The sequence below is a fragment of the Pseudomonas sp. DCB_BI genome, assembly GCF_026240995.1.
In the GTDB taxonomy this organism is placed as follows: Bacteria; Pseudomonadota; Gammaproteobacteria; order Pseudomonadales; family Pseudomonadaceae; genus Aquipseudomonas.
Window position 1 is genome coordinate 111,810 of record NZ_JAPFCG010000001.1, and the last position, 26,582, is coordinate 138,391.

Below are 26,582 nucleotides of genomic sequence, written 5' to 3' on the forward strand. Positions count from 1 at the left end.
TATTCAGGTTTTTCCTACGCCTGTGAAAGATACTCTCCCACCTATGCCTCGTAGAATGGTGACCGTGTAATTCCACCTGTCATCCCACTTGGCCGCCCCAAGGCGGGGAGTGGTTCGCTACTGGATATAACGAGAGCACCTGATGTTTGAACTCGATTTTTACGGGACACTTGTAGCCGCCTCTTTAGTCCTGTTACTGGGACGCAGCCTGGTCGCGCGCATTGGTTTCTTGCGCGCCTACAATATTCCGGAACCTGTTGCCGGTGGACTGGTAGTCGCCCTTGCACTGCTGGCGTTGCGCAGTTTCGATGTCCACGTGCAGTTTGATACTTCGCTGCAAACCCCTTTGATGCTGGCATTTTTTGCCACCATCGGTCTGAGCGCCGATTTTGCCAGCCTGAAAAAGGGTGGGCGCGTAGTGACCGTGTTCTTGCTGGTAGTGACCGGCCTGCTGCTGGTGCAGAACGGCATGGGTATCGGGCTGGCCACGGCATTGGGGCTCGACCCGCTCATGGGCCTGCTGGCAGGGTCCATCACCTTGTCGGGTGGCCACGGTACCGGTGCAGCCTGGGGCGCAACGTTCAGCGAAAAATTCGGCCTGGCCTCGGCCTCCGAACTGGCGATGGCCTCGGCCACCTTTGGGCTGGTGCTCGGAGGCTTGATCGGTGGCCCAGTGGCCCGGCTGTTGATCAAACGGGTAAAAACACCAGGCCCCGAAGAAGAAATACCGCAACTGCCCAAAGGCTTCGAGCGCCCAGACAAAGAGCGGCTGATTACCTCGTTTTCATTTGTTGAAACACTTGCGCTGATTGCAGTCAGTTTGCTTGCCGGGTCGTTACTCAATAGCGCGCTCAAAGGCACTGCATTCGAGCTGCCTACCTTTGTTTGTGTGCTGTTCGTGGGCGTGTTGCTGCGCAATGGCCTGTCGGCGTTCGGCGTTTACCGAGTGTTCGAACGGGAAGTTTCGGTACTGGGCAACGTCAGTTTGTCGTTGTTCCTGGCCATTGCCCTGATGTCGCTAAAACTGTGGGACCTGGCAGCACTGGCATTGCCGTTCTTTGTGTTGCTGGCCGCGCAAACGCTGGTCATGGCATTGTTTGCTATCTTCGTCACATTCCGGGTGATGGGGCGCAACTATGATGCGGCGGTGTTGGCTGCCGGGCACTGTGGCTTCGGCCTGGGTGCAACGCCCACGGCGATTGCCAACATGCAAGCAGTGACCCAGCGCTACGGCGCATCGCACATCGCCTTCCTGGTAGTGCCGATGGTAGGAGCGTTCTTCATCGATATCATCAATGTCATCGTGATCAAGCTGTACCTGGCATTACCCTTTTTTAGCGTGAGTTAAACCATCCAACCGCCCATGTGGCCGCTACTGGGCATGACCGGCCGAACGCGCAGGACTTTACGACTTTTTTACTCGACATTACCGTAGAGCACGCAATACTGCCGCCTTTGTCCAGACGAGCCCACTCGATGACGCTTCCGGCATTGCGTTTCATCGCTTTTATTATCGGTGTATTCCTGATCACGTTGGCTGTCAGCATGGTGATCCCGATGCTGACACTGGTGCTGTATGACCGCAGCGACGACCTGGGGGCATTCGTCTGGTCGAGCCTGATCGTCCTGTGCGCCGGCCTGGTCATGGTGGCGCGGGGCATTCCCGAGACACCGCAATTGCGGGCCAGGGACATGTACTTCCTCACCACCGCAAGCTGGGTCATCGTGTGCGCCTTCGCGGCCCTGCCGATGGTGTTCATTCGGCACATCAGTTACACGGACGCTTTCTTCGAGACCATGTCAGGGATCACCACCACCGGCTCGACAGTGCTGACTGGGCTGGATAGTGCATCGCCAGGGCTGCTGATCTGGCGTTCGCTGCTGCATTGGCTGGGGGGCATTGGCTTTATCGGCATGGCTGTGGCGATCCTGCCCCTGCTGCGCGTAGGCGGCATGCGCCTGTTCAAGACCGAGTCATCAGACTGGTCCGACAAGGTAACGCCGCGTTCACATGTGGCGGCCAAGGTCATCCTGCTGGTCTACCTGGGCCTGACGACGCTGGGGGCATTGGCGTTGTGGGCTGTCGGCATGACCCCGTTCGAGGCCATCAACCATTCGATGTCGCTGATTTCAACCGGCGGCTTTTCAACCTCGGATGCCTCGCTGGGGCATTGGGTGCAGCCGGGGGTGCATTGGGTGGCCGTGGTCATCATGATCCTCGGCAGCTTGCCCTTCACCCTGTATGTCGCCACGCTGCGTGGCCATCGGGGCATCCTGCTCAAGGACCATCAAGTCCGCGGCTTCATCGGTTTCCTCGTCTTCGTGTGGCTTACGGTCGGAACCTGGCTGTGCTGGCACAGCGACCTGTCATGGTGGGATGCGTTTCGTATCGTCGCGGTCAACGTGACCTCGGTGGTGACCACAACGGGCGTCGCCTTGGGTGATTACACGCTCTGGGGTAGCTTCGCCGTCATGCTGTTCTTTTACCTGACGTTCGTCGGTGGCTGCTCAGGCTCTACGGCTGGCGGCTTGAAGATATTTCGTTTCCAGGTCGCCGCGGCCTTGCTGGTGAGCAGCCTGAAACAGTTGATTCATCCGCGGGCAACGATTTCGAAGAAATACAATGGGCACCCCATCGATGAAGATATCGTGCGCTCCTTGTTGACGTTCTCATTCTTTTTCTCGGTTACCATCGCGTTCATCGCCCTTGGTCTGTCTCTGCTCGGGCTCGACTGGACAACGGCGTTGAGCGGTGCGGCCACCGCCGTGTGCAACGTTGGGCCAGGCGTGGGGACGATTATTGGTCCCGCGGGTAATTTCGCCTCGTTGTCTGACGCGGCCAAGTGGTTGCTGACTGTCGGCATGCTGCTTGGACGACTCGAAATCCTCACCGTACTGGTTCTGGTCTCTCCAGCGTTCTGGCGATTCTAGGCAGACGTCATACGATCATTCAGTCATCAAACTGGGCAAGGACCGGGCCCCCAAGCCAGCCCGGTCTCCCGGTCCGCGGTTCAGCTCACCACGTGCAAGTAGTGCCTGCGACGCTGCCAGCCACCGGCCGGTTGGGGGGTGTGGCGGGGGCCTGGCAACGCTTGATTACGCAACCCGCTTGGTTCAAATGGGAACGATTGTTCGGTAGACTACCGGACGGGTGCCAACTGCACAGTGCAGTGAAGCAGGTTAAAAAACAGCGCAGGTCGGGCCGCCATGCGGGAGTACCTGCGCCTATGCAAAAAAAAGAGATGCCTCGCGCCCAAAAGCTGGCCGAGCGCGCCTTCGCCAACCTTGAGCGCTTTGTGCACATTGAAGCGGTCAGTGGCGTTGTTCTACTGATTGCCGCCGTCGCCGCCCTGATCTGGGCGAACTCCCCGTCTGCCGACAGTTATGAAGCCCTCTGGCATACGCCGTTGACGATCGGCGTGGGTTCGCTGGTCTATTCGCAGTCCCTGCATTTCTGGATCAATGACGGCCTGATGACCATCTTCTTCCTGGTCGTTGGCATGGAAATCCGCCGCGAGATCCACGAGGGCGCCCTGTCCAGCCTGCGCCAGGCCACGCTGCCCATGGCAGCCGCCGTCGGCGGGGTAGCCGTGCCCGCGCTGCTCTACCTGAGTTTTGGGCACGCGTCGGCAGAACAACAAGGCTGGGCAGTTCCGACAGCCACGGATATCGCATTTGCGGTCGGCGTATTGGCGCTGCTCGGCAAATCCATCCCGTCCAACGTACGGGTGTTTCTGCTCGCCCTGGCAATCATCGATGACATCATCGCAGTCCTGATCATCGCATTCTTCTATTCAGGCGGCCTTGATTACAGCGGTTTCGGCGTTGCCGTGATCGGCCTGCTAATGGTGGTCGGGCTGCAGAAGATCGGTGTGGGTACGGCCTACGCCTATATCGTTCCTGGCGCTCTGGTCTGGCTGGGCATCTTGCTGACCGGAGCCCACCCCACCCTCGCAGGCGTTGTGCTGGGCCTGATGACACCGGTGACCGCCATGCCGATGCGTGAGCGGCCACTGGATGCAATTACCCGTTTCACCGGAGAATTGCTGGGGCGCGCCAAAGCCCCTGAGCAAGATGCCAGCGACCTCATCGACCCGTTGAAACGACTGCGTCTGGCGCAGCGCGAACTGGTGCCGCCGGTGGTACGCATGCAAGGTGCCCTGCACCCTTGGGTAGCTTTCGGCATCATGCCTGTTTTTGCCTTGGCCAATGCCGGCGTCAGCCTTTCGGGCGTAGACCTGTCCGCCGAGGCCCCCCAGTGGGTCATGATCGCCGTGGCTGTCGCACTGGTCGCTGGCAAGCCCTTGGGCATCGTCTGTGTCAGTTGGCTGATGGTCCGCCTGGGCTGGTGCGTACTTCCCGCTGACGTCAACTGGCGTAGCATCGTTCTGGTTGGGCTACTGGCCGGCATCGGCTTCACCATGTCGATCTTCATCGCCAACCTCGCCTTCGTCGACCCTGGCTCACTGGGAGCAGCGAAACTCGGCGTTCTGTCCGCGTCGTTGATCTCTGCCGTACTGGGCTTGACCTGGGGTGTATGGAGCATACGCAGCGCAGCATCTGCGACCAAAGCAAGTTCGCCCGCCTAGCAACATTCCTGGTGTGGCGGTCCAGCATGATCGAGCACGTGGATCGCCATATCTGCCCCCTACAACCCTGAGCTGACACACCGTCCGGATCTCGCCATTCCCATGCTGGCAGCCACCCTGATGGCGGCCTCCAAAAGCAAGTGGCAGGCCGGGCGCGGATTGGTATGTATCGATTTAAATACGACGTAACGAAATCGATACATACCCACTCAAGAGCGCCTGCACAAGGGTTTGATCCCCAAACGGTTTTTCCTGCCATGCCATCTGTAGCGTTTTCGTTACAAGATAATCACATGGCTACTCAAGAAATTACTTAAATTGTTGTTTTATATAGTTTTTTATTAATTGGCCGCTTTTTTGCTTAGAGAACCGCAGCCCAAGAGCGCGGAGCCACCGCGCCCACCGCCCTGCTTCCTGAGGATTCCCCATGAGCGAGTTGCGTTTCACTGAAGATCACGAATGGCTGCGCGTCGAAGCCGATGGCAGCGTCACCGTGGGCATCACCGCCTACGCGCAGAACGCCCTTGGCGATGTGGTGTTCGTCCAGCTGCCAGAGCTGCAGCAGTACGAGAAAGGCAGCGAAGCGTCCACCGTCGAATCGGTCAAGGCCGCCAGCGGCGTCTACATGCCGCTGACCGGTGAAGTGGTCGAGGTCAACGCCCAGCTCGAAGACAGCCCGGAACTGGTCAACGAAGACCCGATGGGTGAAGGCTGGTTCTTCCGCTTCAAGCCTGTGGATGCCGCCGCCGTCACCGCCCTGCTCGACCAGGATGCCTACGACCGCCTGCTCAAAGCCAACGACGACGCCTGAGGAAGCCCGCCATGACCATCAACCTCGGCACCGCCAACGAATTCATCGCCCGTCACATCGGCCCGCGCACTGCTGACGAGCAGGCCATGCTCGCCGCCCTGGGCTTCGACTCGCTGGACGCCATGACCGCCGCGGTCATCCCCGACAGCATCAAGGGAACCAGCGTGCTTGGCTCCCACGATGGCCAGAGCGAGGCCGACGCGCTCGCCGCGCTCAAGGCCATCGCCGGCAAGAACCAGCTGTTCAAAAGCTACATCGGCCAGGGTTACTACAACACCCATACTCCGGCGCCGATCCTGCGCAACCTGCTGGAAAACCCGGCCTGGTACACCGCCTACACCCCGTACCAGCCAGAAATCTCCCAAGGCCGCCTGGAAGCGCTGCTGAACTTCCAGACCCTGATCAGCGACCTGACCGGCCTGCCGATCGCCAACGCCTCCCTGCTCGACGAAGCCACTGCTGCTGCCGAGGCAATGACTTTCTGCAAGCGCCTGTCGAAGAACAAAGCCAGCCACGCCTTCTTCGCTTCTGTGCACTGCCACCCGCAAACCCTCGACGTGCTGCGCACCCGTGCCGAGCCGCTGGGTATCGAGGTGGTGGTCGGCGACGAGCGCGAGCTGGGTGATGTCAGCGCCTTCTTCGGCGCACTGCTGCAATATCCGGCCAGCAACGGTGAAGTGTTCGACTACCGTGACGTGGTGCAGCGCTTCCATGCCGCCAACGCCTTGGTCGCCGTCGCTGCCGATCTGCTGGCCCTGACCCTGCTGACCCCTCCAGGCGAGTTTGACGCCGACGTGGCCATCGGCAGCGCCCAGCGTTTTGGCGTACCCCTGGGCTTCGGTGGCCCGCATGCCGCCTACTTCGCCACCCGTGACGCGTTCAAGCGCGACATGCCGGGCCGCCTGGTTGGCGTGTCGATCGACCGCTTCGGCAAGACCGCCCTGCGCCTGGCCATGCAGACCCGCGAGCAGCACATCCGCCGCGAGAAGGCCACCAGCAACATCTGCACCGCTCAGGTGCTGCTGGCAAACATCGCCAGCATGTTCGCCGTTTACCACGGCCCGGCCGGCCTCAAGCGCATCGCCGAGCGCACTCACGCACTCACCGCGATTCTGGCCGCCGGCCTGAAGGTGCTGGGCGTTCAGGTAGTGGGCAGCAGTGCGTTCGACACCCTGACCCTGGCTACCGGCACAGCTACCGCCAGCCTGCATGAGCAGGCGCGCGCCCAGGGCATCAACTTGCGCCAGGTCGACGCTGCCCACCTGGGCCTTTCGCTGGACGAAACCAGCAGCCAGGCTGACGTCGAGTCGCTGTGGCAGCTGTTCGCTGGCGACCAGGCGCAACCTGACTTCGCCGCCTTGGCCGCCAGCACCGGTTCGCTGCTGCCTGCCGCCCTGCTGCGCCAGTCGGCCATCCTCGAACACCCGGTGTTCAACCGTTACCACAGCGAAACCGAGCTGATGCGCTACCTGCGCCGCCTGGCCGACAAGGACCTGGCGCTGGACCGCAGCATGATCCCGCTGGGCTCGTGCACCATGAAGCTGAACGCTGCCAGCGAGATGATCCCGGTGACCTGGGCCGAGTTCGGCAACCTGCACCCGTTCGCCCCGGCCGAACAGAGCCAGGGCTACCTGCAGATGACCACCGAGCTCGAAGCCATGCTGTGCGCTGCCACCGGTTACGACGCCGTGTCGCTCCAGCCCAACGCCGGTTCGCAAGGCGAGTACGCAGGCCTGCTGGCCATCCGCGCCTACCACCGCAGCCGTGGCGAAGCCCACCGTGACATCTGCCTGATCCCTTCGTCGGCCCATGGCACCAACCCTGCCACCGCCCACATGGCCGGCATGCGCGTGGTGGTCACCGCCTGTGACGCCCGTGGCAACGTCGATGTCGAGGACCTGCGCGCCAAGGCCATCGAACACCGCGAGCGCCTGGCGGCGATCATGATCACCTACCCTTCGACCCACGGCGTGTTCGAGGAAGCGATCGGCGAAATTTGCGCGATCATCCACGACAACGGTGGCCAGGTGTACATCGACGGCGCCAACATGAACGCCATGGTCGGCCTGTGCGCCCCGGGCAAGTTCGGCGGCGACGTGTCCCACCTGAACCTGCACAAGACCTTCTGCATTCCGCATGGCGGTGGCGGCCCGGGCGTCGGCCCGATTGGCGTCAAGTCGCACCTGGCGCCGTTCCTGCCGGGCCATGGGCAGCTGGAAAACACCCAGGGCGCGGTATGCGCCGCGCCATTCGGCAGCGCCAGCATCCTGCCGATCACCTGGATGTACATCCGCATGATGGGCGGTGCCGGCCTGAAGCGTGCCTCGCAGATGGCCATCCTCAACGCCAACTACATCGCCCGCCGCCTGGAAGAGCACTATCCTGTGTTGTATACCGGCGGCAATGGCCTGGTGGCACACGAGTGCATCCTCGACCTGCGCCCGCTGAAAGACACCAGCGGCATCAGCGTCGACGACGTGGCCAAGCGCCTGATCGACTTCGGCTTCCACGCCCCGACCATGTCCTTCCCAGTGGCCGGCACGCTGATGATCGAACCGACCGAAAGCGAGTCCAAGGAAGAACTGGACCGCTTCTGCAACGCGATGATCCAGATCCGCGAGGAAATCCGCGCGGTCGAGAACGGTAGCCTGGACAAGGACGACAACCCGCTGAAAAACGCCCCGCACACTGCGGCCGAGCTGGTTGGCGAATGGGCCCACGGCTACAGCCGCGAGCAGGCGGTATACCCGCTGGCGAGCCTGGTGGAAAGCAAGTACTGGCCGCCGGTCGGCCGGGTCGACAACGTGTTCGGCGACCGCAACCTGGTGTGTGCCTGCCCGTCGATCGAGAGCTATCAGGACGCCTGATAGCCCCTCCCCGCCACCTGGCTTGGGTGGCGGGCTCTGTGGGAGCGGGTTTACCCGCGAATGCGGCGGTGCAGCCAGTACCGCATTCGCGGGTAAACCCGCTTGTACAAAGCTCCCCGTCCATCCAACGAACTTGGCAGGAGGTCACCATGTCACTGAGCGTCTTCGACCTGTTCAAGATCGGCATCGGCCCCTCCAGCTCCCACACGGTCGGCCCGATGCGTGCCGCTGCGCGGTTTGCCGAAGGGCTGCGCCGTGACGGCCTGCTGGCGAGTACCGCAAGCGTCAAGGCCGAGCTGTACGGTTCACTGGGTGCCACCGGCAAGGGCCACGGCAGTGACAAGGCCGTGCTGCTGGGGCTTGAGGGTGAACACCCCGACGTCATCGACACCGACAGCATTCCCGCCCGGCTGCAGGCCATCCGCGACAGCGGTCGCATCAACCTGCTTGGCGAGCACTGCATCGCCTTCATCGAAAAGCAGCACCTGGCGATGATCCGCAAGCCATTGGACTACCACCCCAACGGCATGATCTTTCGTGCGTTCGACGACGCCGGCCTGCAAATCCGCAGCCGCGAGTACTACTCGGTAGGCGGCGGTTTCGTGGTCGACGAGGACGCCGCCGGCCACGACCGCATCGTCGAGGACAGCACTGTACTGGCCTACCCGTTCAAGACCGCCAAAGAGTTGCTTGGCCACTGCACCACACAAAACCTGTCGGTAAGCCAGGTAATGCTGGCGAACGAGGCCGCCTGGCGCCCAGAGCCGGAAACCCGCGCCGGGCTGCTGCGCATCTGGCAGGTGATGCAGGATTGCGTCGAAGCCGGCTGCCAGCATGAGGGCATTCTGCCTGGCGGGCTCAGGGTCAAACGTCGGGCACCAGCGCTGTACTGTCAACTGAGCCAGCACCCGGAGGCCAGCCTGCGCGATGCGCTGTCAGTGCTCGATTGGGTCAACCTCTACGCCTTGGCGGTGAACGAGGAAAACGCCAATGGCGGCCGCGTGGTTACCGCCCCCACCAACGGCGCCGCTGGCATCGTCCCGGCTGTACTGCACTACTACATGCGCTTCGTGCCGGGGGCCAGCGAGGACGGGGTGGTGCGCTTTCTGCTCACCGCTGCGGCCATCGGCATCCTCTACAAGGAAAACGCCTCGATATCCGGCGCCGAAGTGGGTTGCCAGGGCGAGGTCGGCGTGGCCTGCTCGATGGCCGCAGGGGCGCTCTGCGAAGTGATGGGCGGTAGCGTGCAGCAGGTAGAGAACGCCGCTGAAATCGGCATGGAACATAACCTGGGCCTGACCTGCGACCCGATTGGCGGGCTGGTCCAAGTGCCCTGCATCGAACGCAATGCCATGGGCTCGGTGAAGGCGATCAACGCGGTCCGCATGGCCTTGCGCGGCGACGGGCAACACTTCGTTTCGCTCGACAAGGTCATCCGCACCATGCGCCAGACCGGCGCCGACATGAAAAGCAAATACAAAGAGACCGCCCGTGGCGGCCTGGCCGTCAACATCATCGAATGTTGACCCGACAACTACACCAAGGAGTCACCGATGTCCGAAACACTGCTCAAGACCCCACTGCATGCCCTGCACCTGGAACTGGGTGCGCGCATGGTGCCGTTCGCCGGCTACGACATGCCCGTGCAATACCCGTTGGGCGTGCTCAAGGAACACCTGCACACTCGCGAGCAGGCCGGCCTGTTCGATGTCTCGCACATGGGCCAGATCATCCTGCGCGGTAGCGAAGCCGCCAAGGCCCTGGAAACCCTGGTGCCGGTGGACATCATCGACCTGCCGGTAGGCATGCAGCGCTATGCCATGTTCACCAATGAGCAAGGCGGCATACTCGATGACCTGATGGTGGCCAACCTGGGCGACGACACCCTGTTCCTGGTGGTCAATGCTGCCTGCAAGGACCAGGACCTGGCCCACCTGCAAAAACACATTGGCGACCGTTGCCAGGTGCAGCCGCTGTTCGAGGAACGTGCCCTGCTTGCCCTGCAGGGGCCGGCAGCAGTCACGGTGCTGGAGCGCCTGGCCCCGGAAGTGGCAGGCATGACCTTCATGCAGTTCCGCCCGGTAAAACTGCTGGGTGAAGACTGCTTCGTCAGCCGCTCGGGCTACACCGGCGAAGACGGCTACGAAATTTCGGTACCGGGCCACGCAGCCGAGGCCCTTGCTCGTCGCCTGCTGGCCGAGCCGGAAGTACAGCCGATCGGCCTGGGCGCTCGTGACTCGCTGCGCCTGGAAGCCGGTCTGTGCCTGTATGGCCACGACATGAACAGCGAGACCACGCCGATCGAAGCCAGCCTGCTGTGGGCGATTTCCAAAGTGCGCCGTGCCGATGGCGCACGCGCTGCCGGTTTCCCGGGGGCCGAGACGATCTTCACCCACCAACGCGATGGCGTGGCGCGCAAACGTGTCGGCCTGTTGCCGCAAGAACGCACGCCAGTACGCGAAGGCGCGGATATAGTAGATGCCAACGACAAACCGGTGGGCAAAGTGTGCAGCGGCGGATTTGGCCCGACACTCGGCGCACCCGTTGCAATGGGTTATATCGATAGTGAACATAGCGCTCTCGACACACCACTGTTTGCTGTCGTGCGCGGCAAGAAGGTTGCCTTGAAAGTCAGTAAAATGCCTTTCGTAGCACAACGTTACTACCGTGGCTGAAACTGCTTTGTGAGGGTTGGGGGCGGGTTCGAGATATTCGTTTTCGAACCTCCCCAATAACTTTTGAACATACCGCCAGGCCAGGCACCATGCCGTTTCCGGGCAAACGGCCGGTTGTCGGCAAACGGTCAATTTTCCCTACGACCAAGGGCTTGTTTTTCGCTCGGGAGTTGGCGTAGAGTCACAGCACTGTGTTTGCATGGGTCGCAACAGTTCGTGACCTGGGCCAGTAGCCGAGATTTGCTACAACCCGTTCGACGTCTCTTACTTTCCTGCAACCCAGCCCAGTAATCTTTCGCTTACAGAAAAGTGCGAAAGAACTGTCATCAAAATTTAAGCTTCATAGGAAATAAGACAATGGCTGAGCGTCAGAACGGTACCGTCAAGTGGTTCAATGACGAAAAAGGTTACGGCTTCATCACCCCAGAAAGCGGTCCGGATCTGTTCGTACACTTCCGCGCTATCGAAGGCAACGGCTTCAAGAGCCTGAAAGAAGGCCAGAAGGTCACCTTCGAAGCCGTTCAAGGCCAGAAAGGCATGCAGGCTGACAAAGTTCAGGTCCTGGGCTAAGCCGAACCCGACTTCAAAAAGCCCCTGCCAAGTGCAGGGGCTTTTTTTTGCCCGTAGAATAGTGGCTTCGATTTCTGGAGCTGTTCTGCATGACCAAGCCTCTGCTCACACCCCAGGGTGATTTTCCGCCGGTCGGCCTGGGCCGGCGCCTGGCGGCGATGTTCTATGACTTTCTGTTGTGCACGGCACTGCTGATCGTGACTGCAGGCGCCTACAAGATGATCCAGATGGCGATCATCGGCGAAGCACGCATGCGCGAGCTGACCGAGGCCGGCGCACTGGATGGCGACCCGCTGCTGTCGACGTTGTTGCTGTTTGCCTTGTTCGGCTTCTTTGCCAAGTTCTGGACCCATGGTGGGCAAACCTTGGGCATGCAGGTGTGGGGCGTGCGGGTGCAGAATGCAGATGGCTCGGCGATCAGCCTGTGGCAAGCGCTGTTGCGCTTCGTGGTATCGATCGCGTCGTGGTTGTGCCTCGGGCTGGGGTTCTTCTGGGTGCTGATCGACAAGCGCAAGCGCGGCTGGCATGACATCTATTCAGAAAGCCAGCTGGTGCGGGTGCCGAAGCAAAAGAGATGACTTGAGCCCTGCCGACGACGGGACATCAGCCACAAAAAAGCCGACCCTGAGGTCGGCTTTTTCATGCAGCTCGGGCTATCAACCCGCCCGGCGCAACAGCCAGACACCGGCCAAGGCACAGATGCCCGCGGGTATCACTACCGCCAGCAACGGCGGGAAGCCGAACACCTGGCTGGAAGGCCCAAGCAAATCCTGGCCGATGCGGAACACGAAGCCCACCAGCACGCCGGTGAACACGCGCTGGCCAAGGGTCACCGACCGCAGCGGGCCGAAGATGAACGAGATCGCCATCAGCACCAGCGCCGCCGTCACCATCGGCTGCAGCACCTTGGTCCAGAACGCCAGCCAGTAACGGGCGTTGTTCAGGCCCTGGTCGGACAGGTAGTGGATGTAGTCCCACAGCCCGGTGATCGACAGCGACTCGGGCGCCAGGATGACGGTATTGAGCAGCTCCGGCGTGAGGGACACATCCCAGCGCTCTTCGGGCGCGGTTACCACCTCAGTGTGGTCGCCCCGGAAGTAGGTGGTGCGCACATCGGCGAGCAGCCAGTGGTCTTGCTGGTACTGCGCACGACGGGCAAAGCTCGAAGTGACAATCTTGCGCTCGCTGTCGAAGCGATAGCGGGTCACCCCCAGCAGCAGGCCGTTGGGCTGCACGGCGTTGATGTGCACATACTCCTCGCCCTGGCGGTGCCACATGCCGCGCTTGGAACTTTGTGCTTCACCACCGCCCTGGGCCAGGGAACGGTCGGCCTGGGCCTTGTTCTCGGTCACCGGGGCCACGTACTCGCCAATCAGCAGGCCGACCAGCATCAGCACCAGCATGGGCTTCATTACCGCCCAGACGATACGGCCGATCGAAACCCCAGCCGCGCGCATGATGGTCAGTTCGCTGCTGCTGGCCAGGCTGCCCAGGCCGATCAAGCAGCCGATCAGCGCGGCCATCGGCAGCATTTCGTACAGCCGGCGCGGTGCGGTCAGCAGGACGAAGTTGCCTGCTTCCATCACTGTATAGGTGTCGCTCAGGTCGCTCATTTCATCAATGAACGCAAACAGCGAAGCCAGGCCGAGAATGATCCCCAGCACAGCCAGGATGGCCAGCAGCACGCTCTGGCCAATGTAGCGATCGAGCTTAGCCATGGGCCACCTCCGCACGGCGGGCGGCGCGCTTGAGGCGCAACGGTTCCCAGTACATCAGGCCCAGGCCGATCAGCAGGAACAGGGCGTGGACCCACCACATGCCCAGGCCAATCGGCAATTTGCCCTTCTCGAGGGCGCCGCGTACGGAAATCAGCATTGTCAGGTAAGCCATGTACAGGAGAATGGCCGGCAACAGCTTGAGGAAGCGGCCCTGGCGCGGGTTGACCCGCGACAGCGGCACTGCCAGCAGGGTGACGACGAAGACCAGGATCGGCAGCGACAGCCGCCATTGCAGCTCGGCACGCTCACGCAGGCCCTTCTTGCCGAACAGTTCGGAAGTCGGAATCGCTTCGCGATCAGTCACTTCTTCAGCAACTTCCGGCTTGGGCAGCAGCACACCGTAGGTGTCGTACTTGATTGCACGGTAATCGGCCTGGCCCGGGTTGCCGTCGTAGCGGTAGCCGTTCTCCAGCACCAGATAGCGGTTGCCGTCCGCCTGGATTTCCTGGTGGCCTTTTTCCGCGACCAGTACCGATGGCGCGCGGTCCTTGGTCTTGTCCTGGTTGAAGCGCTTCTCGGAGATGAACACCCCGGCCAGGTTTATGCGGTCGTCCGACAGCTGCTCGGTATAGGTTACCCGTGAGCCGTCACGCAAGGTCTGGAAGCGCCCCGGTACCAAGGTATCGAACTCCGTCAGGGCGTCCTGCTGAGCGATGATCTGCTGCACCTGGGCCACGCCCAAAGGTGCCAGGCTCAGGCTCAGCCAGGCCACCAGCAGGGCAACCAGGGCGGCCGGCGCCATGGTCAGGCCCAGCAGGCGCTGTTGGCTCATGCCGGTGGCCGACAGCACGGTCATCTCGCTTTCCAGATACAGCCGCCCATAGGCCAGCAGGATGCCAAGGAACAGCCCCAGCGGCAGGATCAGCTGCAGGAAGCCAGGCATGCGGAAACCCATGATCAGGAACAGCACGCTCGGGTCGAGCACGCCCTGGGCAGCCTGGGCCAGGTACTTGATGAAGCGCCCGCTCATGATGATCACCAGCAGCACGGCGCTGACGGCGCTCAAGGTCACCAGGACCTCGCGGGACAAATAACGAAAGACGATCAAACCAGACACTCCTGGGTTGTCAGGGCAGACGGCCATGCAATGGCGCCAGACAATGACTTAGTACATCCAAGACCAATGCCGGTTCGCCAAAGGCGAACCTCCATGTAAAGTGCGCGCATTATCCTGTGATTGACCGCCCCTGTCACTTGGCCGCGCATGAAGCTGCACAACGGGGTTGTCAGCATGCTTGCCGCAGGCTCAAACTGGCTGCTTTTGCGCTGGCACGCGACGACGCGGCCAGGCCCGTCCAGAGCGCTGCAACGCACAGCGCCATTCGTATCGATCATTCGGGGATCCTGACATGGAACTGGTTGTAAAAAGCGTAGCTGCTGCATCTGTAAAAACCGCCACCCTGGTCATTCCGGTAGGTGAAAACCGCAAACTCGGCGCTGTTGCCAAGGCGGTCGACGAGGCCAGCGCAGGCGCCATCAGCGCCGTGCTCAAGCGCGGCGACCTGGCCGGCAAGCCTGGCCAGACCCTGCTGCTGCACAACCTTGCGGGCCTGAAGGCCGAGCGTGTGCTGCTGGTGGGCAGCGGCAAGGAAGAAGCCCTGGGCGACCGCGCCTGGCGCAAGCTGGTCACCAGTGTCGCTGGCGTGCTCAAGGGCCTGAACGGCGCAGATGCGGTGCTGGCACTGGACGATATCGCTGTCAGCAACCGCGACGCCCATTACGGCAAGTATCGCCTGCTGGCCGAAACCCTGCAGGACGGCGAATACGTGTTCGACCGTTTCAAGAGCCAGAAAGCCGAGCCGCGCGCCCTGAAAAAGGTCACCCTACTGGCCGACAAGGCCGGGCTGGCCGAGGTTGAGCGCGCAGTCCGGCACGCCACAGCCATCGCCACCGGCATGGCCTATACCCGCGACCTCGGCAACCTGCCGCCAAACCTGTGCCACCCTAGCTTCCTCGCCGAGCAGGCCAAGGACCTGGGCAAAGCGCACAAGGCGCTGAAGGTTGAAGTGCTGGACGAGAAGAAGATCAAGGACCTGGGCATGGGCGCGTTCTACGCCGTGGGCCAGGGCAGCGACCAGCCGCCACGCCTGATCGTGCTCAACTACCAGGGCGCCAAGAAGGCCGACAAGCCATTCGTGCTGGTCGGTAAAGGCATTACCTTCGACACCGGTGGCATCAGCCTCAAGCCTGGCGCCGGCATGGACGAAATGAAGTACGACATGTGTGGTGCCGCCAGCGTGCTGGGCACCCTGCGCGCCGTGCTGGAACTGCAACTGCCGATCAACCTCGTCTGCCTGCTGGCCTGCGCCGAGAACATGCCAAGCGGCGGCGCTACCCGCCCAGGTGACATCGTCACCACCATGAGCGGGCAGACCGTGGAAATCCTCAACACCGACGCCGAAGGCCGCCTGGTGCTGTGCGACACCCTGACCTACGCCGAGCGTTTCAAGCCACAGGCCGTGATCGATATCGCCACCCTGACCGGCGCCTGCATTGTCGCCCTGGGCAGCCACACCACCGGCCTCATGGGCAACAACGACGACTTGGTCGGCCAGTTGCTCGACGCCGGCAAGCGCGCCGACGATCGTGCCTGGCAGCTGCCGCTGTTCGATGAGTACCAGGAGCAACTGGACAGCCCGTTCGCCGACATGGGCAACATCGGTGGGCCGAAAGCCGGCACCATCACCGCCGGCTGCTTCCTGTCACGCTTTGCCAAAGCCTACAACTGGGCGCACATGGACATCGCCGGCACCGCCTGGGTCAGTGGTGGCAAGGACAAGGGCGCCACTGGCCGCCCGGTGCCCCTGCTGACCCAGTACCTGCTGGACCGCGCTGGCGCCTGATGCCGTGAAACCGGTGGCGCCTGGCGCGCCGCCGGCCGGCGATAACGACCATGAGCAAAGTCGACTTCTACATCCTGCCCACCGACTCGCTGTCGGCGCGGCTCGATTTCGCCTGCAAGCTGTGCGAGAAGGCCTGGCGCCTTGGCCACCGGGTTTATCTGCACTGCCAGGACGCCGAGCAGCGCGACGAGCTGGATCAGCGCCTGTGGCGCTTCAAGGGCGAAGCGTTCGTACCTCACGACATGGCCGAGGTGCATGCCGATGCCGGCGTGGCCCTGGGCCTGGCTGACAACGCCGGTGACCATCGCGACCTGCTGATCAACCTGGGCGCCAGTGTGCCGGCCTTTGTCGGCCAGTTCGAGCGGGTGGCGGAAATCGTCGTCGAGGACCCCGGCATCCGCCAATCGGCACGTGAGCGATTCCGTTTCTACCGTGAACAGGGCTATGCTCTGCAAGACCACCGCTTACAGCGACTTTGACGACGATGGACAAGCACTCCCCCCTGCCCGATTCCGCCCATCTGCTCGACGACCTCGAGTCGATCCGCCAGCTGCTGGGCGACGCCGACCTGCAACCGCCGCTGCTGACCGAAACGGTAGAGCAGATACCGCTGCTGCTGGAAGAACCTGCTGGCAACCCCGCGTCGGTTGCCGAACCCACCGCTGTCGAACCCGAGGAAGACCCCCAGACCCGCCGCCAGGACACCCTGTTGCACCTGGAAAGCGAGCTGCGCGCGGCGGCCCAGATGATCATGCAGGACGTGATCAACGACTTCACCCCACATATCGAGAACGAGATCAAGCGCCGGCTGGATGCGCGGATCGAGCGTTTGATCAAGCGTTCCGAGTAGAGCCGGGCATCGGTGTCGCCTGCGGCCTCCAGCTTGGTTATACTTCCCGGCTTTCCCGAATAAATGCACAGGGTCCCGCCGCGCATGGATAAGACCTACCAGCCGCACGCCATCGAAACTTCCTGGTACAACACCTGGGAGTCCGAGAACTATTTCGCTCCACAAGGTGCAGGCGAGTCCTACACCATCATGATCCCGCCGCCAAACGTAACCGGCAGCCTGCACATGGGCCACGGGTTCAACAATGCGATCATGGACGCCCTGATCCGTTTCCGCCGCATGCAAGGCCGCGACACCCTGTGGCAGCCCGGCACCGACCACGCAGGTATCGCCACGCAGATGCTGGTCGAGCGCCAGCTTGAAGCCAAAGGCCAGAACCGGCACGACCTGGGCCGCGAAAAGTTCCTGGAAAAGGTCTGGGAATGGAAGGACCAGTCCGGTGGCAACATCAGCCGCCAGATCCGCCGTCTGGGCTCGTCGGTCGACTGGAGCCGCGAGCGCTTCACCATGGATGACGGCCTGTCCGAAGCGGTCAAGGAAGCCTTTGTGCGCCTGCATGAAGACGGCCTGATCTACCGCGGCAAGCGCCTGGTCAACTGGGACACCAAGCTGCACACGGCCATCTCCGACCTCGAAGTGGAAAACCACGACGAGAAAGGCCACCTGTGGAACCTGCGCTACCCGCTGGCCGACGGTGCCAAGACTGCCGAAGGCCAGGATTACCTGGTGGTTGCCACCACCCGTCCGGAAACCCTGCTGGGCGACGCCGCCGTTGCGGTCAACCCGAACGACGAGCGCTACCAGGCACTCATCGGCAAGTTCGTCGAGCTGCCGCTGGTCGGCCGCCGCATCCCGATCATCGCCGACGACTACTGCGACCCGGCTTTCGGTACCGGTTGCGTGAAGATCACCCCGGCACACGACTTCAACGACTACGAAGTCGGCAAGCGCCATAACCTGCCGCTGCTGAACATCTTCGACAAGAACGCCTTCGTGCTGGCCAGCGCCCAGGCGTTCAACCTCGACGGCAGCGTCAACGAGCAAATCGACACCCAGCTGCCGGCCCAGTACGCCAACCTTGACCGCTTTGTTGCGCGCAAGCAGATCGTCGCAGACCTGGACGCCCAGGGCCTGCTGGTCAGCATCGACGACCACGCCCTGAAAGTGCCAAAAGGCGACCGCTCGGGCACCGTGATCGAGCCGTGGCTGACCGACCAGTGGTACGTATCCACCAAGCCGCTGGCAGAACCCGCCATCGCCGCCGTGGAAGACGGCCGCATCCAGTTCGTGCCCAAGCAGTACGAAAACATGTACTTCTCGTGGATGCGTGACATCCAGGACTGGTGCATCAGCCGTCAGCTCTGGTGGGGCCACCGCATCCCGGCGTGGTACGACGAGGCCGGCCAGGTCTACGTTGGCCGCAACGAGGAAGAAGTGCGTGCCAAGCACAATCTGGGGGCCGATGTGGTCCTGCGCCAGGACGACGACGTGCTCGACACCTGGTTCAGTTCGGGCCTGTGGACCTTCTCTACCCTGGGCTGGCCGGAGCAGACGGAATTCCTCAAGAAGTTCCACTCCACCGACGTACTGGTGACCGGCTTCGATATCATCTTCTTCTGGGTTGCGCGCATGATCATGCTGACCATGCACCTGATCAAGAACGAGGACGGCACCCCGCAGGTACCGTTCAAGACCGTGTACGTGCACGGCCTGGTGCGTGACGGCCAGGGCCAGAAGATGTCCAAGTCCAAGGGTAACGTGCTGGACCCGCTGGACATCGTCGACGGCATTACCCTCGACGCCCTGCTGGAAAAGCGCACCAGCGGCATGATGCAGCCCAAGCTGGCCGAGAAAATCGCCAAGCAGACCAAGGCCGAGTTCCCCGAAGGCATCGCCAGCTACGGCACCGACGCCCTGCGCTTCACCTTCTGCTCGCTGGCCTCGACCGGCCGCGACATCAAATTCGACATGGGCCGAGTCGAAGGCTATCGCAACTTCTGCAACAAGATCTGGAACGCTGCCCGCTACGTGCTCGACAAGGGCGAGGACTGCGGCCAGAACGGCGAAGCCTACGAGCTGTCGCTGGCGGACCGCTGGATCATCTCGCAGCTGCAGCGCACCGAGGCCGAAGTGACCCGCCAGCTCGAGCAGTTCCGCTTCGACCTGGCCAGCCAGGCACTATACGAGTTCATCTGGAACCAGTACTGCGACTGGTACCTGGAACTGTCCAAGCCCGTACTGTGGGACGAAAACGCCCCGGTCGAGCGCGCGCGTGGTACCCGCCGCACCCTGGTGCGCGTGCTGGAAGTGGCGCTGCGCCTGGCGCACCCGTTCATGCCGTTCATCACCGAAGAAATCTGGCAGCGCATTGCGCCGCTGGCGGGCATCGAAGGCAAGACCATCATGCTGCAACCGTGGCCGGTGGCTAACGAGAGCCGCATCGATAGCGCTGCCGAAGGCGACATCGAGTGGCTGAAAGAGCTGATGGTTGGCCTGCGCAACATCCGCGCCGAGATGAACATCGGCCCGGGCAAGCCGCTGCCGCTGTTCCTGAAGAACGCCAACGCTGACGACCAGCGTCGCCTGCAGGAAAACGAAGCGCTGCTGAAGAAGCTGGCCAAGGTCGAGTCGTTCACCGTGCTGGGTGATGCCGACGAAGCGCCACTGTCCGCTACCGCCCTGGTCGGTGACCTGCAAGTACTGGTGCCAATGGCCGGGCTGATCGACAAGGATGCCGAGCTGGCGCGCCTGAACAAGGAAATCCAGCGCCTGCAGGGCGAAGTGGCACGCGTGGGTGGCAAGCTGTCCAACGCCGCCTTCGTCGACAAAGCCCCGCCGGCGGTGATCGAGAAGGAACGCGCGAAGCTGGCCGAGTCCGAGCAGGCCTTGGCCAACTTTACCGAGCAGCATGCGCGGATTGCTGCGCTGTAATCACTAGAGAGACCGTTGGGGCGGCTGCACGGCCCTTTCGCGACACAAGGCCGCTCCCACAGGACGGCGCCAACCTTCAAGGCGCCAACCTTCTGTGGGAGCGGCCTTGTGTCGCAAAAGGGCTGCACAGCCGCCCCAGGTTCTTCAAACCACCGCTCGTATAGGGCTGGACACTGCCATGACCCCGAACAAACCCACCCTGCACCCGCGCAACCGCCACCAAGGCCGCTACGACTTCCCCAGCCTGATCAAGGCCCACCCTGACCTGGCACGCTTCACCATCACCAACCCCCACGGCAAACCCAGCATCGACTTCGCCAACCCTGAAGCCGTGCGGGTGTTCAACCGTGCCCTGCTCAAGGCCCAGTACGGCATCCAGCACTGGGACATTCCCGCCGACTACCTCTGCCCGCCCATTCCCGGCCGCGCCGACTATATCCACGTAGCCGCCGACCTGCTGGCCACGGACAACGCGGGCGAAATCCCCAAAGGCGCTCAGGTACGTGCGCTGGACATCGGCGTAGGCGCCAACTGCATCTACCCGCTGCTGGGCCACAGCGACTACCGCTGGCGCTTCCTCGGCTCCGACATCGACCCGGTAGCCCTGGCCTCGGCCAAGGCCATCGTCCAGGCCAACAACCTCGGCAAGGCTATCAGCCTACGCCAGCAGGCCAACCGCGGGAGCATCCTCAGCGGCCTGCTGCAAGCGGACGAACGCTTCGACCTCACCCTGTGCAACCCGCCCTTCCATGCCTCACGCGACGAAGCTACGCGCGGTAGCCAGCGCAAGTGGAAGAACCTCGGCAAGCAGGACCCCAAGCGCAAGCTCCCGGTACTGAACTTTGGTGGCCAGAACAATGAACTGTGGTGCGAGGGCGGCGAAATCCGCTTTGTCACCCAACTGGTCGGCGAAAGCGTGCAGTACGCCGGGCAGGTGCTGTGGTTCACCAGCCTGGTATCCAAGGCCAGCAACCTGCCAGGGATCGAAGCCGCACTGAAGAAAGCCGGCACCAAGGCCGTGCGCATCATCGAAATGGGCCAGGGCCAAAAGCAGAGCCGCATGGTCGCCTGGAGTTTCCACGACGATGCAACGCGCCAGGCCTGGCACGCCACGCGTAAATCACAGGCATGAAAAAACCGCGCCCGGGCAAGCCGGGCGCGGTTTCGTCAAAGCTTCAACAATTACTTGTTGATGGCGTCGGTCAGCACTTTGGCTGGAACGAACTTGACGACTTTCTTGGCAGCGATTTCGATGGCAGCGCCAGTCGAAGGGTTGCGGCCGGTACGGGCAGGACGCTCGGAGACTTTCAGCTTGCCGATGCCTGGCAGAGTGATTTCAGCGCCGTTTTCCAGCTGGTCGGCAACGATCTGGCCCAGTTGCTCCAGAGCGTTCTTGGCGGTGGCTTTTGGCGCGGCGATCGATTCGGCGATGTCGGCAATCAGTTGGTCTTTGGTCAATGCCATGGTGGTGTTCCTTCCCTATCAAATTCGATGGTTATGCAGCGAACTACGACGTTATCGGGCCAGCCCCTTGAAATGGAGGGCCGCGCCAATCGCGTATGTAGATACGTAAATCGGCGTTTGGTTCGACACGCCGACAGCAAGCTGCCAGCAATGCGCCACACAAGGGGCGCAAGACCGCGCAAAGCTACCACAGGAACGGATAAATATCCGCTGCGCACTTCGATTTAATGCAGGTTTTTCGGGGGTTTCAGCCTAAAACGCACAAAATTGAACAAAAAACGAACAACCGGCATTTCTGCCAACATCCGGCCACTGCATCACCTGATGTCTGGGTTAAACTTGACGACTTTTGCAGCTCGCCGAGAATCCCATGCCAATCCGTCATTGCATCGTTCACCTGATCGACAAAAAGCCCGATGGCAGCCCCGCCGTACTGCATGCCCGCGACTCCGAACTGGCCGCTTCCGACGCCATCGAAAACCTGCTCGCCGACCTCAACGACAGCTATAACGCCAAACAAGGCAAGGCCTGGGGCTTTTTCCACGGCGAGTCTGGCGCCTACCCGCTGAGTGGCTGGCTGAAGCAATACCTGGATGAAGAAAAGGACTTCACGGCCTTTAGCCGGGTGGCCGTCGAACATCTGCAGAAGCTGATGGAAGAATCCAACCTGTCCACCGGGGGGCACATCCTGTTTGCCCACTACCAGCAAGGCATGACCGAATACCTGGCGATCGCCCTGCTGCACCACAGCGAAGGCGTGGCGGTGAACGCCGAGCTCGACGTGACCCCTTCCCGCCACCTCGACCTCGGCCAACTGCACCTGGCAGCGCGCATCAACTTGTCCGAGTGGAAGAACAACCAGAACTCCAAGCAGTACATTTCGTTCATCAAAGGCAAAAATGGTAAGAAGGTTTCGGACTACTTCCGCGACTTCATCGGCTGCCAGGAAGGCGTCGACGGCCCGGGCGAAACCCGCACCCTGCTCAAGGCCTTCAGCGATTTCGTCGAGAGCGAAGACCTGCCGGAAGAATCGGCCCGCGAAAAAACCCAGACCTTGGTCGAGTACGCCACCACCCAGACCAAGCTGGGCGAGCCAGTGACGCTGGAAGAACTGTCCAGCCTGATTGACGAGGACCGGCCCAAGGCGTTCTACGACCACATTCGCAACAAGGACTACGGGCTGTCGCCAGAGATCCCGGCAGATAAGCGCACCCTCAACCAGTTCCGCCGCTTCACCGGGCGGGCCGAGGGGCTGTCGATCAGCTTCGAGGCGCATTTGCTGGGGGACAAGGTGGAGTATGACGAAGAAGCAGGGACTTTGATTATCAAAGGGCTGCCGACCACTCTGGTGGACCAGCTCAAGCGGCGTAAAGACTGATCAGTACCGGGGCTGCTTCGTAGCCCAGGCCATCTCAAGCCGAGCCGATGAGATAAGACGCCACCAGCGCCTCCTTCGCCGACTTGCGCAGCCGCTTTACCAGCCGCTCCTGGCGCAATGCCTCGCCCTTGTCCGGCCATTGCTCCACATAGACCAGCGCCTGCGCCGGGCTGGTCTTGAAGTAACGGGCGCCTTGCCCTTTCTGATGCGCCAGGAAACGCCGCTGCGGGTCATCGCTGATACCGCAGTACAACGAGCCATTGGCTGCCCGAACCAGGTAGACATACCAGGGTTTCATTGCCTGATCCGGAACTTGTTCACTCACGACGCCTGCTCTTTCCATCATTAGTTTGGTGAGCCCACTCATTGAGGGCTTCATCATGCTCGACTCATATACCCGCACCGGTCTGGGTGCAGTGTTGCTTGCGGCTGCGTTCAGCGCCCAGGCCTCGATTGGCGCACGAACCGCCGAACAGATGCAGAACAACTACAACGCCACCCCGGCGCAATGCGCGGGCAATGCCGTACCGGCCCACGCCTGTTCGGGTGTGCTGCTCAGATCAACCAAGCCTTCGCCGCATTACCACACCTGGCATCATAGCCAGAACAGCAAGGACAAGGGCGGCGTTTCATTCTCGTACTTGCGTAGCGATATTCCCACAACGCGGTTGGCTGCCGACGGCCGCAGCGGCTTCACCCTGTACCCTCTGTTGCAGCGCCCAAAGGGCTCGCTGTGGTATGAAATGCTCTGCGCCTGGCCAACTGACGGCGACTCGTGGGAGCGCGATACACGGGGCTGCGGCGACAATCGGCAATCCGCTGAAGTGGAAGCCGCCTGCCACGAGCAAGGCGTGCTCACCGCCGAAGACTGGATGGCCCGGTTCAGCGAAAGCGGTGACTACAAACGCCAGTGTGCGTTTGATGTCCGGCGGGCCCGAGTCCCGGAACGGGCCGACGCCTTCTATCAAAGCGTACGCGCCAAACAGCTGTATGCCCAGCACATGCCATTCCCGTGGAACGAGATTGTGATCGGCACCTGGGATGAAGCAAACGCCGAGAAGCTGCCGATTCAATCTTTCTTCCATATCGAAGGGGAGCATGGCGCATTGCAGCAGGCACAGGCAGACCAGCAGGACTGGCACAACACCAATGGCACTTTCATTCCGGTCATCCGCATTCGACTACCGGACAACCTGCAGGAAAATGCCCGGTTCAGTTACCACGAGGGGGATCAGGCCGTACCTGCGCCTTGAGCATGCTGGTACGCCCGCAGGCCGTTGAACGCTTGCTTGCGTACCTTGTTCTGCAACATTGGCGACCAGCCTAGCAGTACGCCAGGCACACCCAACGCCTGCCGCGACCAGCGCCACAGGTCGAAAGTGTCGTCGTGCTGGCAGATCAGCCCATCGCGAATCACAAAGCGCGCCTGAATGTCATTGACCACCACTCGGCCAGTCTGGCTGAACAGGTAAGTCGCCACCCAGTGCGCGCCCCCACCACGCTCATCGGCACGGACACTGTCGTAGGTCAGGGTGAAGTTCTTGGCTCGGCTGGTGAGCATCCGCCACATGTCGCCAGCGTCCCGGCCACGCAGGGTGCCGAAAACCGGGTCGCTGAAGACGATGTCGTCGCTGTAGCAGGCGATCATCGCCTCGGCATCCAGGCGCTGGAAGGCTTGGTAGAAGCGTGTGATCAGGTCGCGGTTGGCGTCGCTCATGTGGGGATAGTCCGTCCTGTGGTCGAAAGCAGCACGATAATCTGCACCGCAGGCTTACGCCAGTGCCGGCCTGTTCGCGGCGATTCGGTGCCTCGATGCAACCGCGGACAAGCTGGCACAGCCAACGTCTTTCTCAGACTTTTTCGCTGCTCACCTGCACATGCAGCGCCCGTCCAGCCCCCAACCCGAACACAATGGCGCCTATCCCAAGCACAGCAAAGATCCAGCCCAGCGCCGCCCATCCCCCGGTCAGGTCATGCACCAACCCCACTGCAAACGGCCCCATCGACGCCAGCGTGTAACCTACGCCCTGGGCCATGCTCGACAGGTTCGCGGCAACGTGGGCGTCCTTCGAGCGCAACACGATCAAGGTCAGCGCCAAGGCGAAGGTACCGCCCTGCCCCAGGCCCAACACCACCGCCCACCCCCACAGTCCGGAAAGCGGCGCATACAGGCAGCCGAACAACCCCGCCAGGGTGATCAGCATGACCAGCACGATCGCCAGGCGCTGGTCATTGCCGCGGGTGGCCAGCCAGGGCGCGCTGAGCGAGCTGATTAGTTGCACGATCACCGACCCCGATAGCACCAGCCCTGCCTCGGTCGGGCTCAGGCCACGGCCGATCAGGATCGAGGGCAACCAACCAAAGACGATGTAGGCCAGCGACGACTGCAAGCCCATGTACAGGGTAACCTGCCAGGCCAGCGGATCGCGCCACAGGCCACGCACGCGATAAGCCACCTTGTGCAGGCCATGCCCCTGGCGCGCCTGGGGCAGCCACACCAGCATGGCCAGCAAGGCCGGCAGTACCCAGAAGCCCAGGCCCAGCGCCCAACTGCCAGCGAAATGCTGGGCCAAAGGCACGGTGGCACCTGCCGCCATGGCCGCGCCCAGGCACAAGGCCATGGTGTACACACCGGTTAACGTACCCGCATGCTGCGGGAAGTCGCGTTTGACGATCCCGGGTAATAGCACACCGATAATACCGATGCTGGCACCCGCCATCAGGCTGCCGAAAAACACCCCAATGGCGCCGAAGGTGCTTCGCACCAGAATACCCAGCGCCAGCGTCAGGAGGATGCCGAGAATCACCCGCTCGCTGCCAAAGCGCCGCGCCAACACAGGCGCCAGCGGTGCAAACAAGCCCAGGCAGAGCACCGGCAAGGTGGTCAGCAAGCCCGCTTGCGAGGCATTTAGCCCCAGGCCATCGGAGACCTGGCCCAGCACCGGCGCCATGCTCGACAGCGCCGGGCGCAGGTTAAGCGCCACCAGCACCAGGCCCAGCAGCAGCAACCAGGGCCGCCTTGGCAGCGCGGGCTGCTGCTGAACCTGCTCGTCGTCAGCCTCGGCGTCGATCAGCAATTCTTCGAGGTCCCGCGGGTTCGGCGGGGTGTTGCGGGTGATGGATTCAGCCATGGCCTTCTCGGGTTCAGGATTCGATGAGGGTACGGCTCAGGCGCTTGGCCCGCTCCGCGTCTCGTTGCTCGATGGCGTCGAGGATCTGCCCATGCAGGTCGAACGTGGCCTGGCAGCGTGGCACGGTGGCCATGTTGTGTTGCAGCGCGGCAGCCACCACCCCGGAAAAGTAGCGATACAACTCGCTTAACGCCGGGTTGTGGGCGGCATCGACCAACCGTTGGTGGAACACCAGGTCGCAGGCCACATAGGTATCGACATCCCCGTGAAAGTGCCCGGCACTGCCGGCCAGGGCCTCGCGTAGCGCCTGCAGGTCAGCCTCGGTGCGCCGCACCGCTGCCAAGCCAATGGCCTCGGCTTCGAGGATATGCCGGGTTTCGCGGGCCTGCTCAGCTGTGCAGCGGGACATTGCCTGCACCGCCTGCAACGGATCCTGGGCCGTGCGCAGGTAACTGCCATCGCCTTGGCGGATTTCGACCAGGCCACTGAAAGCCAGCACGCGCATGGCCTCACGCACGGTATTACGGCTGATGCCCAGCTGCTGGGCGAGTTCAGGTTCGGTCGGCAGACGCTGGCCGACCTGCCAGTGGCCCAGCACGATACGCTCGCGCATGCGCTCCACCGCCAGTTCGACCAAGGAACGCTTGGTCAACTCACTAGTCATGCCATTCAACCAATCATCCGATGAATTCGCT

The 26,582-nt window shown here is 62.2% G+C and carries 23 protein-coding genes; 16 read left to right on the forward strand and 7 right to left on the reverse strand.

Features of this window, described 5'->3' with window-relative positions:
* Nucleotides 1-142: 142 nt before the first annotated feature.
* From gltS to OO258_RS00540, 9 genes are all read left to right on the forward strand, one after another.
* On the forward strand, nt 143-1,348 hold the full coding sequence (gene gltS, locus OO258_RS00500) for a sodium/glutamate symporter (protein ID WP_266028425.1): 1,206 nt from the start codon (nt 143-145) through the stop codon (nt 1,346-1,348).
* 128 nt (nt 1,349-1,476) lie between these two features.
* Complete coding sequence (locus OO258_RS00505) at nt 1,477-2,931, forward strand: TrkH family potassium uptake protein (protein ID WP_266028719.1); 1,455 nt, start codon at nt 1,477-1,479, stop codon at nt 2,929-2,931.
* A 296-nt stretch (nt 2,932-3,227) separates the two neighbouring features.
* A complete protein-coding gene (gene nhaA / locus OO258_RS00510) occupies nt 3,228-4,589 on the forward strand; it encodes a Na+/H+ antiporter NhaA (RefSeq protein ID WP_266028426.1) in 1,362 nt (453 codons plus the stop codon).
* 427 nt (nt 4,590-5,016) lie between these two features.
* A complete protein-coding gene (gene gcvH, locus OO258_RS00515; protein WP_266028427.1) occupies nt 5,017-5,400 on the forward strand; it encodes a glycine cleavage system protein GcvH in 384 nt (127 codons plus the stop codon).
* An 11-nt stretch (nt 5,401-5,411) separates the two neighbouring features.
* On the forward strand, nt 5,412-8,267 hold the full coding sequence (gene gcvP, locus OO258_RS00520) for an aminomethyl-transferring glycine dehydrogenase (protein ID WP_266028428.1): 2,856 nt from the start codon (nt 5,412-5,414) through the stop codon (nt 8,265-8,267).
* A 149-nt stretch (nt 8,268-8,416) separates the two neighbouring features.
* Nucleotides 8,417-9,793: an L-serine ammonia-lyase gene (locus tag OO258_RS00525; protein ID WP_266028429.1), complete on the forward strand. Its 1,377-nt coding sequence runs from the start codon at nt 8,417-8,419 to the stop codon at nt 9,791-9,793.
* Nucleotides 9,794-9,820: 27 nt separating this feature from the next.
* Nucleotides 9,821-10,942, forward strand: coding sequence for a glycine cleavage system aminomethyltransferase GcvT (gene gcvT / locus OO258_RS00530; protein WP_266028430.1), 1,122 nt, complete (start codon nt 9,821-9,823; stop codon nt 10,940-10,942).
* 357 nt (nt 10,943-11,299) lie between these two features.
* A complete protein-coding gene (locus OO258_RS00535) occupies nt 11,300-11,512 on the forward strand; it encodes a cold-shock protein (RefSeq protein ID WP_110745760.1) in 213 nt (70 codons plus the stop codon).
* An 89-nt stretch (nt 11,513-11,601) separates the two neighbouring features.
* Entirely contained in the window at nt 11,602-12,090 is a 489-nt protein-coding gene (locus tag OO258_RS00540; RefSeq protein ID WP_110745761.1) for an RDD family protein, read from the forward strand.
* Between the two features lie 78 nt (nt 12,091-12,168).
* On the opposite strand, the gene lptG is transcribed toward OO258_RS00540, so the two are convergent.
* Together lptG and lptF are read right to left on the reverse strand one after the other, a co-directional pair.
* Nucleotides 12,169-13,230: an LPS export ABC transporter permease LptG gene (gene lptG / locus OO258_RS00545; RefSeq protein WP_266028433.1), complete on the reverse strand. Its 1,062-nt coding sequence runs from the start codon at nt 13,228-13,230 to the stop codon at nt 12,169-12,171.
* Nucleotides 13,223-14,338: an LPS export ABC transporter permease LptF gene (gene lptF, locus OO258_RS00550; RefSeq protein ID WP_266028434.1), complete on the reverse strand. Its 1,116-nt coding sequence runs from the start codon at nt 14,336-14,338 to the stop codon at nt 13,223-13,225. The genes lptG and lptF overlap by 8 nt, the downstream gene beginning before the upstream one ends.
* A 301-nt stretch (nt 14,339-14,639) precedes the next feature.
* Here lptF and OO258_RS00555 point away from each other — a divergent pair, with 301 nt between their 5' ends.
* From OO258_RS00555 to rlmF, 5 genes are all read left to right on the forward strand, one after another.
* Nucleotides 14,640-16,133: a leucyl aminopeptidase gene (locus OO258_RS00555; protein WP_110745765.1), complete on the forward strand. Its 1,494-nt coding sequence runs from the start codon at nt 14,640-14,642 to the stop codon at nt 16,131-16,133.
* 50 nt (nt 16,134-16,183) lie between these two features.
* Nucleotides 16,184-16,612, forward strand: a complete 429-nt coding sequence (locus OO258_RS00560) for a DNA polymerase III subunit chi (protein WP_266028437.1) — start codon at nt 16,184-16,186, stop codon at nt 16,610-16,612.
* A 5-nt stretch (nt 16,613-16,617) separates the two neighbouring features.
* A complete protein-coding gene (locus OO258_RS00565; protein WP_266028438.1) occupies nt 16,618-16,983 on the forward strand; it encodes a DNA polymerase III subunit chi in 366 nt (121 codons plus the stop codon).
* 84 nt (nt 16,984-17,067) lie between these two features.
* Nucleotides 17,068-19,914 (forward strand): valine--tRNA ligase, encoded by a 2,847-nt coding sequence (locus OO258_RS00570; protein ID WP_266028439.1) that lies wholly within the window; start codon nt 17,068-17,070, stop codon nt 19,912-19,914.
* Between the two features lie 178 nt (nt 19,915-20,092).
* Nucleotides 20,093-21,046, forward strand: a complete 954-nt coding sequence (rlmF, locus tag OO258_RS00575; RefSeq protein ID WP_266028441.1) for a 23S rRNA (adenine(1618)-N(6))-methyltransferase RlmF — start codon at nt 20,093-20,095, stop codon at nt 21,044-21,046.
* A gap of 50 nt (nt 21,047-21,096) precedes the next feature.
* Here the strand turns inward: rlmF and OO258_RS00580 are convergent, their stop codons facing one another.
* Complete coding sequence (locus OO258_RS00580) at nt 21,097-21,378, reverse strand: HU family DNA-binding protein (protein ID WP_003255106.1); 282 nt, start codon at nt 21,376-21,378, stop codon at nt 21,097-21,099.
* Between the two features lie 370 nt (nt 21,379-21,748).
* On the opposite strand from OO258_RS00580, the gene yejK reads away from it, so the two are divergent.
* The gene (gene yejK / locus OO258_RS00585) at nt 21,749-22,756 is read left to right on the forward strand and encodes a nucleoid-associated protein YejK (protein WP_110745770.1); all 1,008 of its coding nucleotides are present in this window, start codon (nt 21,749-21,751) and stop codon (nt 22,754-22,756) included.
* Nucleotides 22,757-22,790: 34 nt separating this feature from the next.
* Here the strand turns inward: yejK and OO258_RS00590 are convergent, their stop codons facing one another.
* Nucleotides 22,791-23,054: a GIY-YIG nuclease family protein gene (locus OO258_RS00590; RefSeq protein WP_256590634.1), complete on the reverse strand. Its 264-nt coding sequence runs from the start codon at nt 23,052-23,054 to the stop codon at nt 22,791-22,793.
* A gap of 82 nt (nt 23,055-23,136) precedes the next feature.
* Here OO258_RS00590 and OO258_RS00595 point away from each other — a divergent pair, with 82 nt between their 5' ends.
* Nucleotides 23,137-24,009: a hypothetical protein gene (locus tag OO258_RS00595; protein WP_266028444.1), complete on the forward strand. Its 873-nt coding sequence runs from the start codon at nt 23,137-23,139 to the stop codon at nt 24,007-24,009.
* Here the strand turns inward: OO258_RS00595 and OO258_RS00600 are convergent.
* The 3 genes from OO258_RS00600 to OO258_RS00610 all read right to left on the reverse strand — a co-directional run bounded on the left by OO258_RS00600 (nt 23,988) and on the right by OO258_RS00610 (nt 26,551).
* Nucleotides 23,988-24,473 (reverse strand): nuclear transport factor 2 family protein, encoded by a 486-nt coding sequence (locus OO258_RS00600; protein ID WP_266028445.1) that lies wholly within the window; start codon nt 24,471-24,473, stop codon nt 23,988-23,990. The two genes, OO258_RS00595 and OO258_RS00600, sit on opposite strands and share 22 nt — an antisense overlap.
* Before the next feature lie 133 nt (nt 24,474-24,606).
* Nucleotides 24,607-25,887 carry a CynX/NimT family MFS transporter gene (locus OO258_RS00605; RefSeq protein ID WP_266028447.1) on the reverse strand — a complete coding sequence of 427 codons (1,281 nt, stop codon included), beginning with the start codon at nt 25,885-25,887 and terminating at the stop codon, nt 24,607-24,609.
* 13 nt (nt 25,888-25,900) lie between these two features.
* Nucleotides 25,901-26,551: a FadR/GntR family transcriptional regulator gene (locus OO258_RS00610; protein WP_110744858.1), complete on the reverse strand. Its 651-nt coding sequence runs from the start codon at nt 26,549-26,551 to the stop codon at nt 25,901-25,903.
* Nucleotides 26,552-26,582 lie beyond the last annotated feature (31 nt).

Bases quoted from the DNA above. Each gene is read 5' to 3' on its own strand.
- nhaA (WP_266028426.1), top strand. From the start codon at position 3,228: ATGCAAAAAAAAGAGATGCCTCGCGCCCAAAAGCTGGCCGAGCGCGCC.
- gcvT (WP_266028430.1), top strand. From the start codon at position 9,821: ATGTCCGAAACACTGCTCAAGACCCCACTGCATGCCCTGCACCTGGAA.
- OO258_RS00610 (WP_110744858.1), bottom strand. From the start codon at position 26,551: ATGACTAGTGAGTTGACCAAGCGTTCCTTGGTCGAACTGGCGGTGGAG.
- gltS (WP_266028425.1), top strand. From the start codon at position 143: ATGTTTGAACTCGATTTTTACGGGACACTTGTAGCCGCCTCTTTAGTC.
- OO258_RS00580 (WP_003255106.1), bottom strand. From the start codon at position 21,378: ATGGCATTGACCAAAGACCAACTGATTGCCGACATCGCCGAATCGATC.
- lptG (WP_266028433.1), bottom strand. From the start codon at position 13,230: ATGGCTAAGCTCGATCGCTACATTGGCCAGAGCGTGCTGCTGGCCATC.
- OO258_RS00535 (WP_110745760.1), top strand. From the start codon at position 11,300: ATGGCTGAGCGTCAGAACGGTACCGTCAAGTGGTTCAATGACGAAAAA.
- OO258_RS00505 (WP_266028719.1), top strand. From the start codon at position 1,477: ATGACGCTTCCGGCATTGCGTTTCATCGCTTTTATTATCGGTGTATTC.
- OO258_RS00600 (WP_266028445.1), bottom strand. From the start codon at position 24,473: ATGAGCGACGCCAACCGCGACCTGATCACACGCTTCTACCAAGCCTTC.
- rlmF (WP_266028441.1), top strand. From the start codon at position 20,093: ATGACCCCGAACAAACCCACCCTGCACCCGCGCAACCGCCACCAAGGC.
- OO258_RS00525 (WP_266028429.1), top strand. From the start codon at position 8,417: ATGTCACTGAGCGTCTTCGACCTGTTCAAGATCGGCATCGGCCCCTCC.
- OO258_RS00605 (WP_266028447.1), bottom strand. From the start codon at position 25,887: ATGGCTGAATCCATCACCCGCAACACCCCGCCGAACCCGCGGGACCTC.
- gcvP (WP_266028428.1), top strand. From the start codon at position 5,412: ATGACCATCAACCTCGGCACCGCCAACGAATTCATCGCCCGTCACATC.
- OO258_RS00570 (WP_266028439.1), top strand. From the start codon at position 17,068: ATGGATAAGACCTACCAGCCGCACGCCATCGAAACTTCCTGGTACAAC.
- OO258_RS00590 (WP_256590634.1), bottom strand. From the start codon at position 23,054: ATGAAACCCTGGTATGTCTACCTGGTTCGGGCAGCCAATGGCTCGTTG.
- gcvH (WP_266028427.1), top strand. From the start codon at position 5,017: ATGAGCGAGTTGCGTTTCACTGAAGATCACGAATGGCTGCGCGTCGAA.
- OO258_RS00540 (WP_110745761.1), top strand. From the start codon at position 11,602: ATGACCAAGCCTCTGCTCACACCCCAGGGTGATTTTCCGCCGGTCGGC.
- yejK (WP_110745770.1), top strand. From the start codon at position 21,749: ATGCCAATCCGTCATTGCATCGTTCACCTGATCGACAAAAAGCCCGAT.
- OO258_RS00595 (WP_266028444.1), top strand. From the start codon at position 23,137: ATGCTCGACTCATATACCCGCACCGGTCTGGGTGCAGTGTTGCTTGCG.
- OO258_RS00565 (WP_266028438.1), top strand. From the start codon at position 16,618: ATGGACAAGCACTCCCCCCTGCCCGATTCCGCCCATCTGCTCGACGAC.
- OO258_RS00555 (WP_110745765.1), top strand. From the start codon at position 14,640: ATGGAACTGGTTGTAAAAAGCGTAGCTGCTGCATCTGTAAAAACCGCC.
- OO258_RS00560 (WP_266028437.1), top strand. From the start codon at position 16,184: ATGAGCAAAGTCGACTTCTACATCCTGCCCACCGACTCGCTGTCGGCG.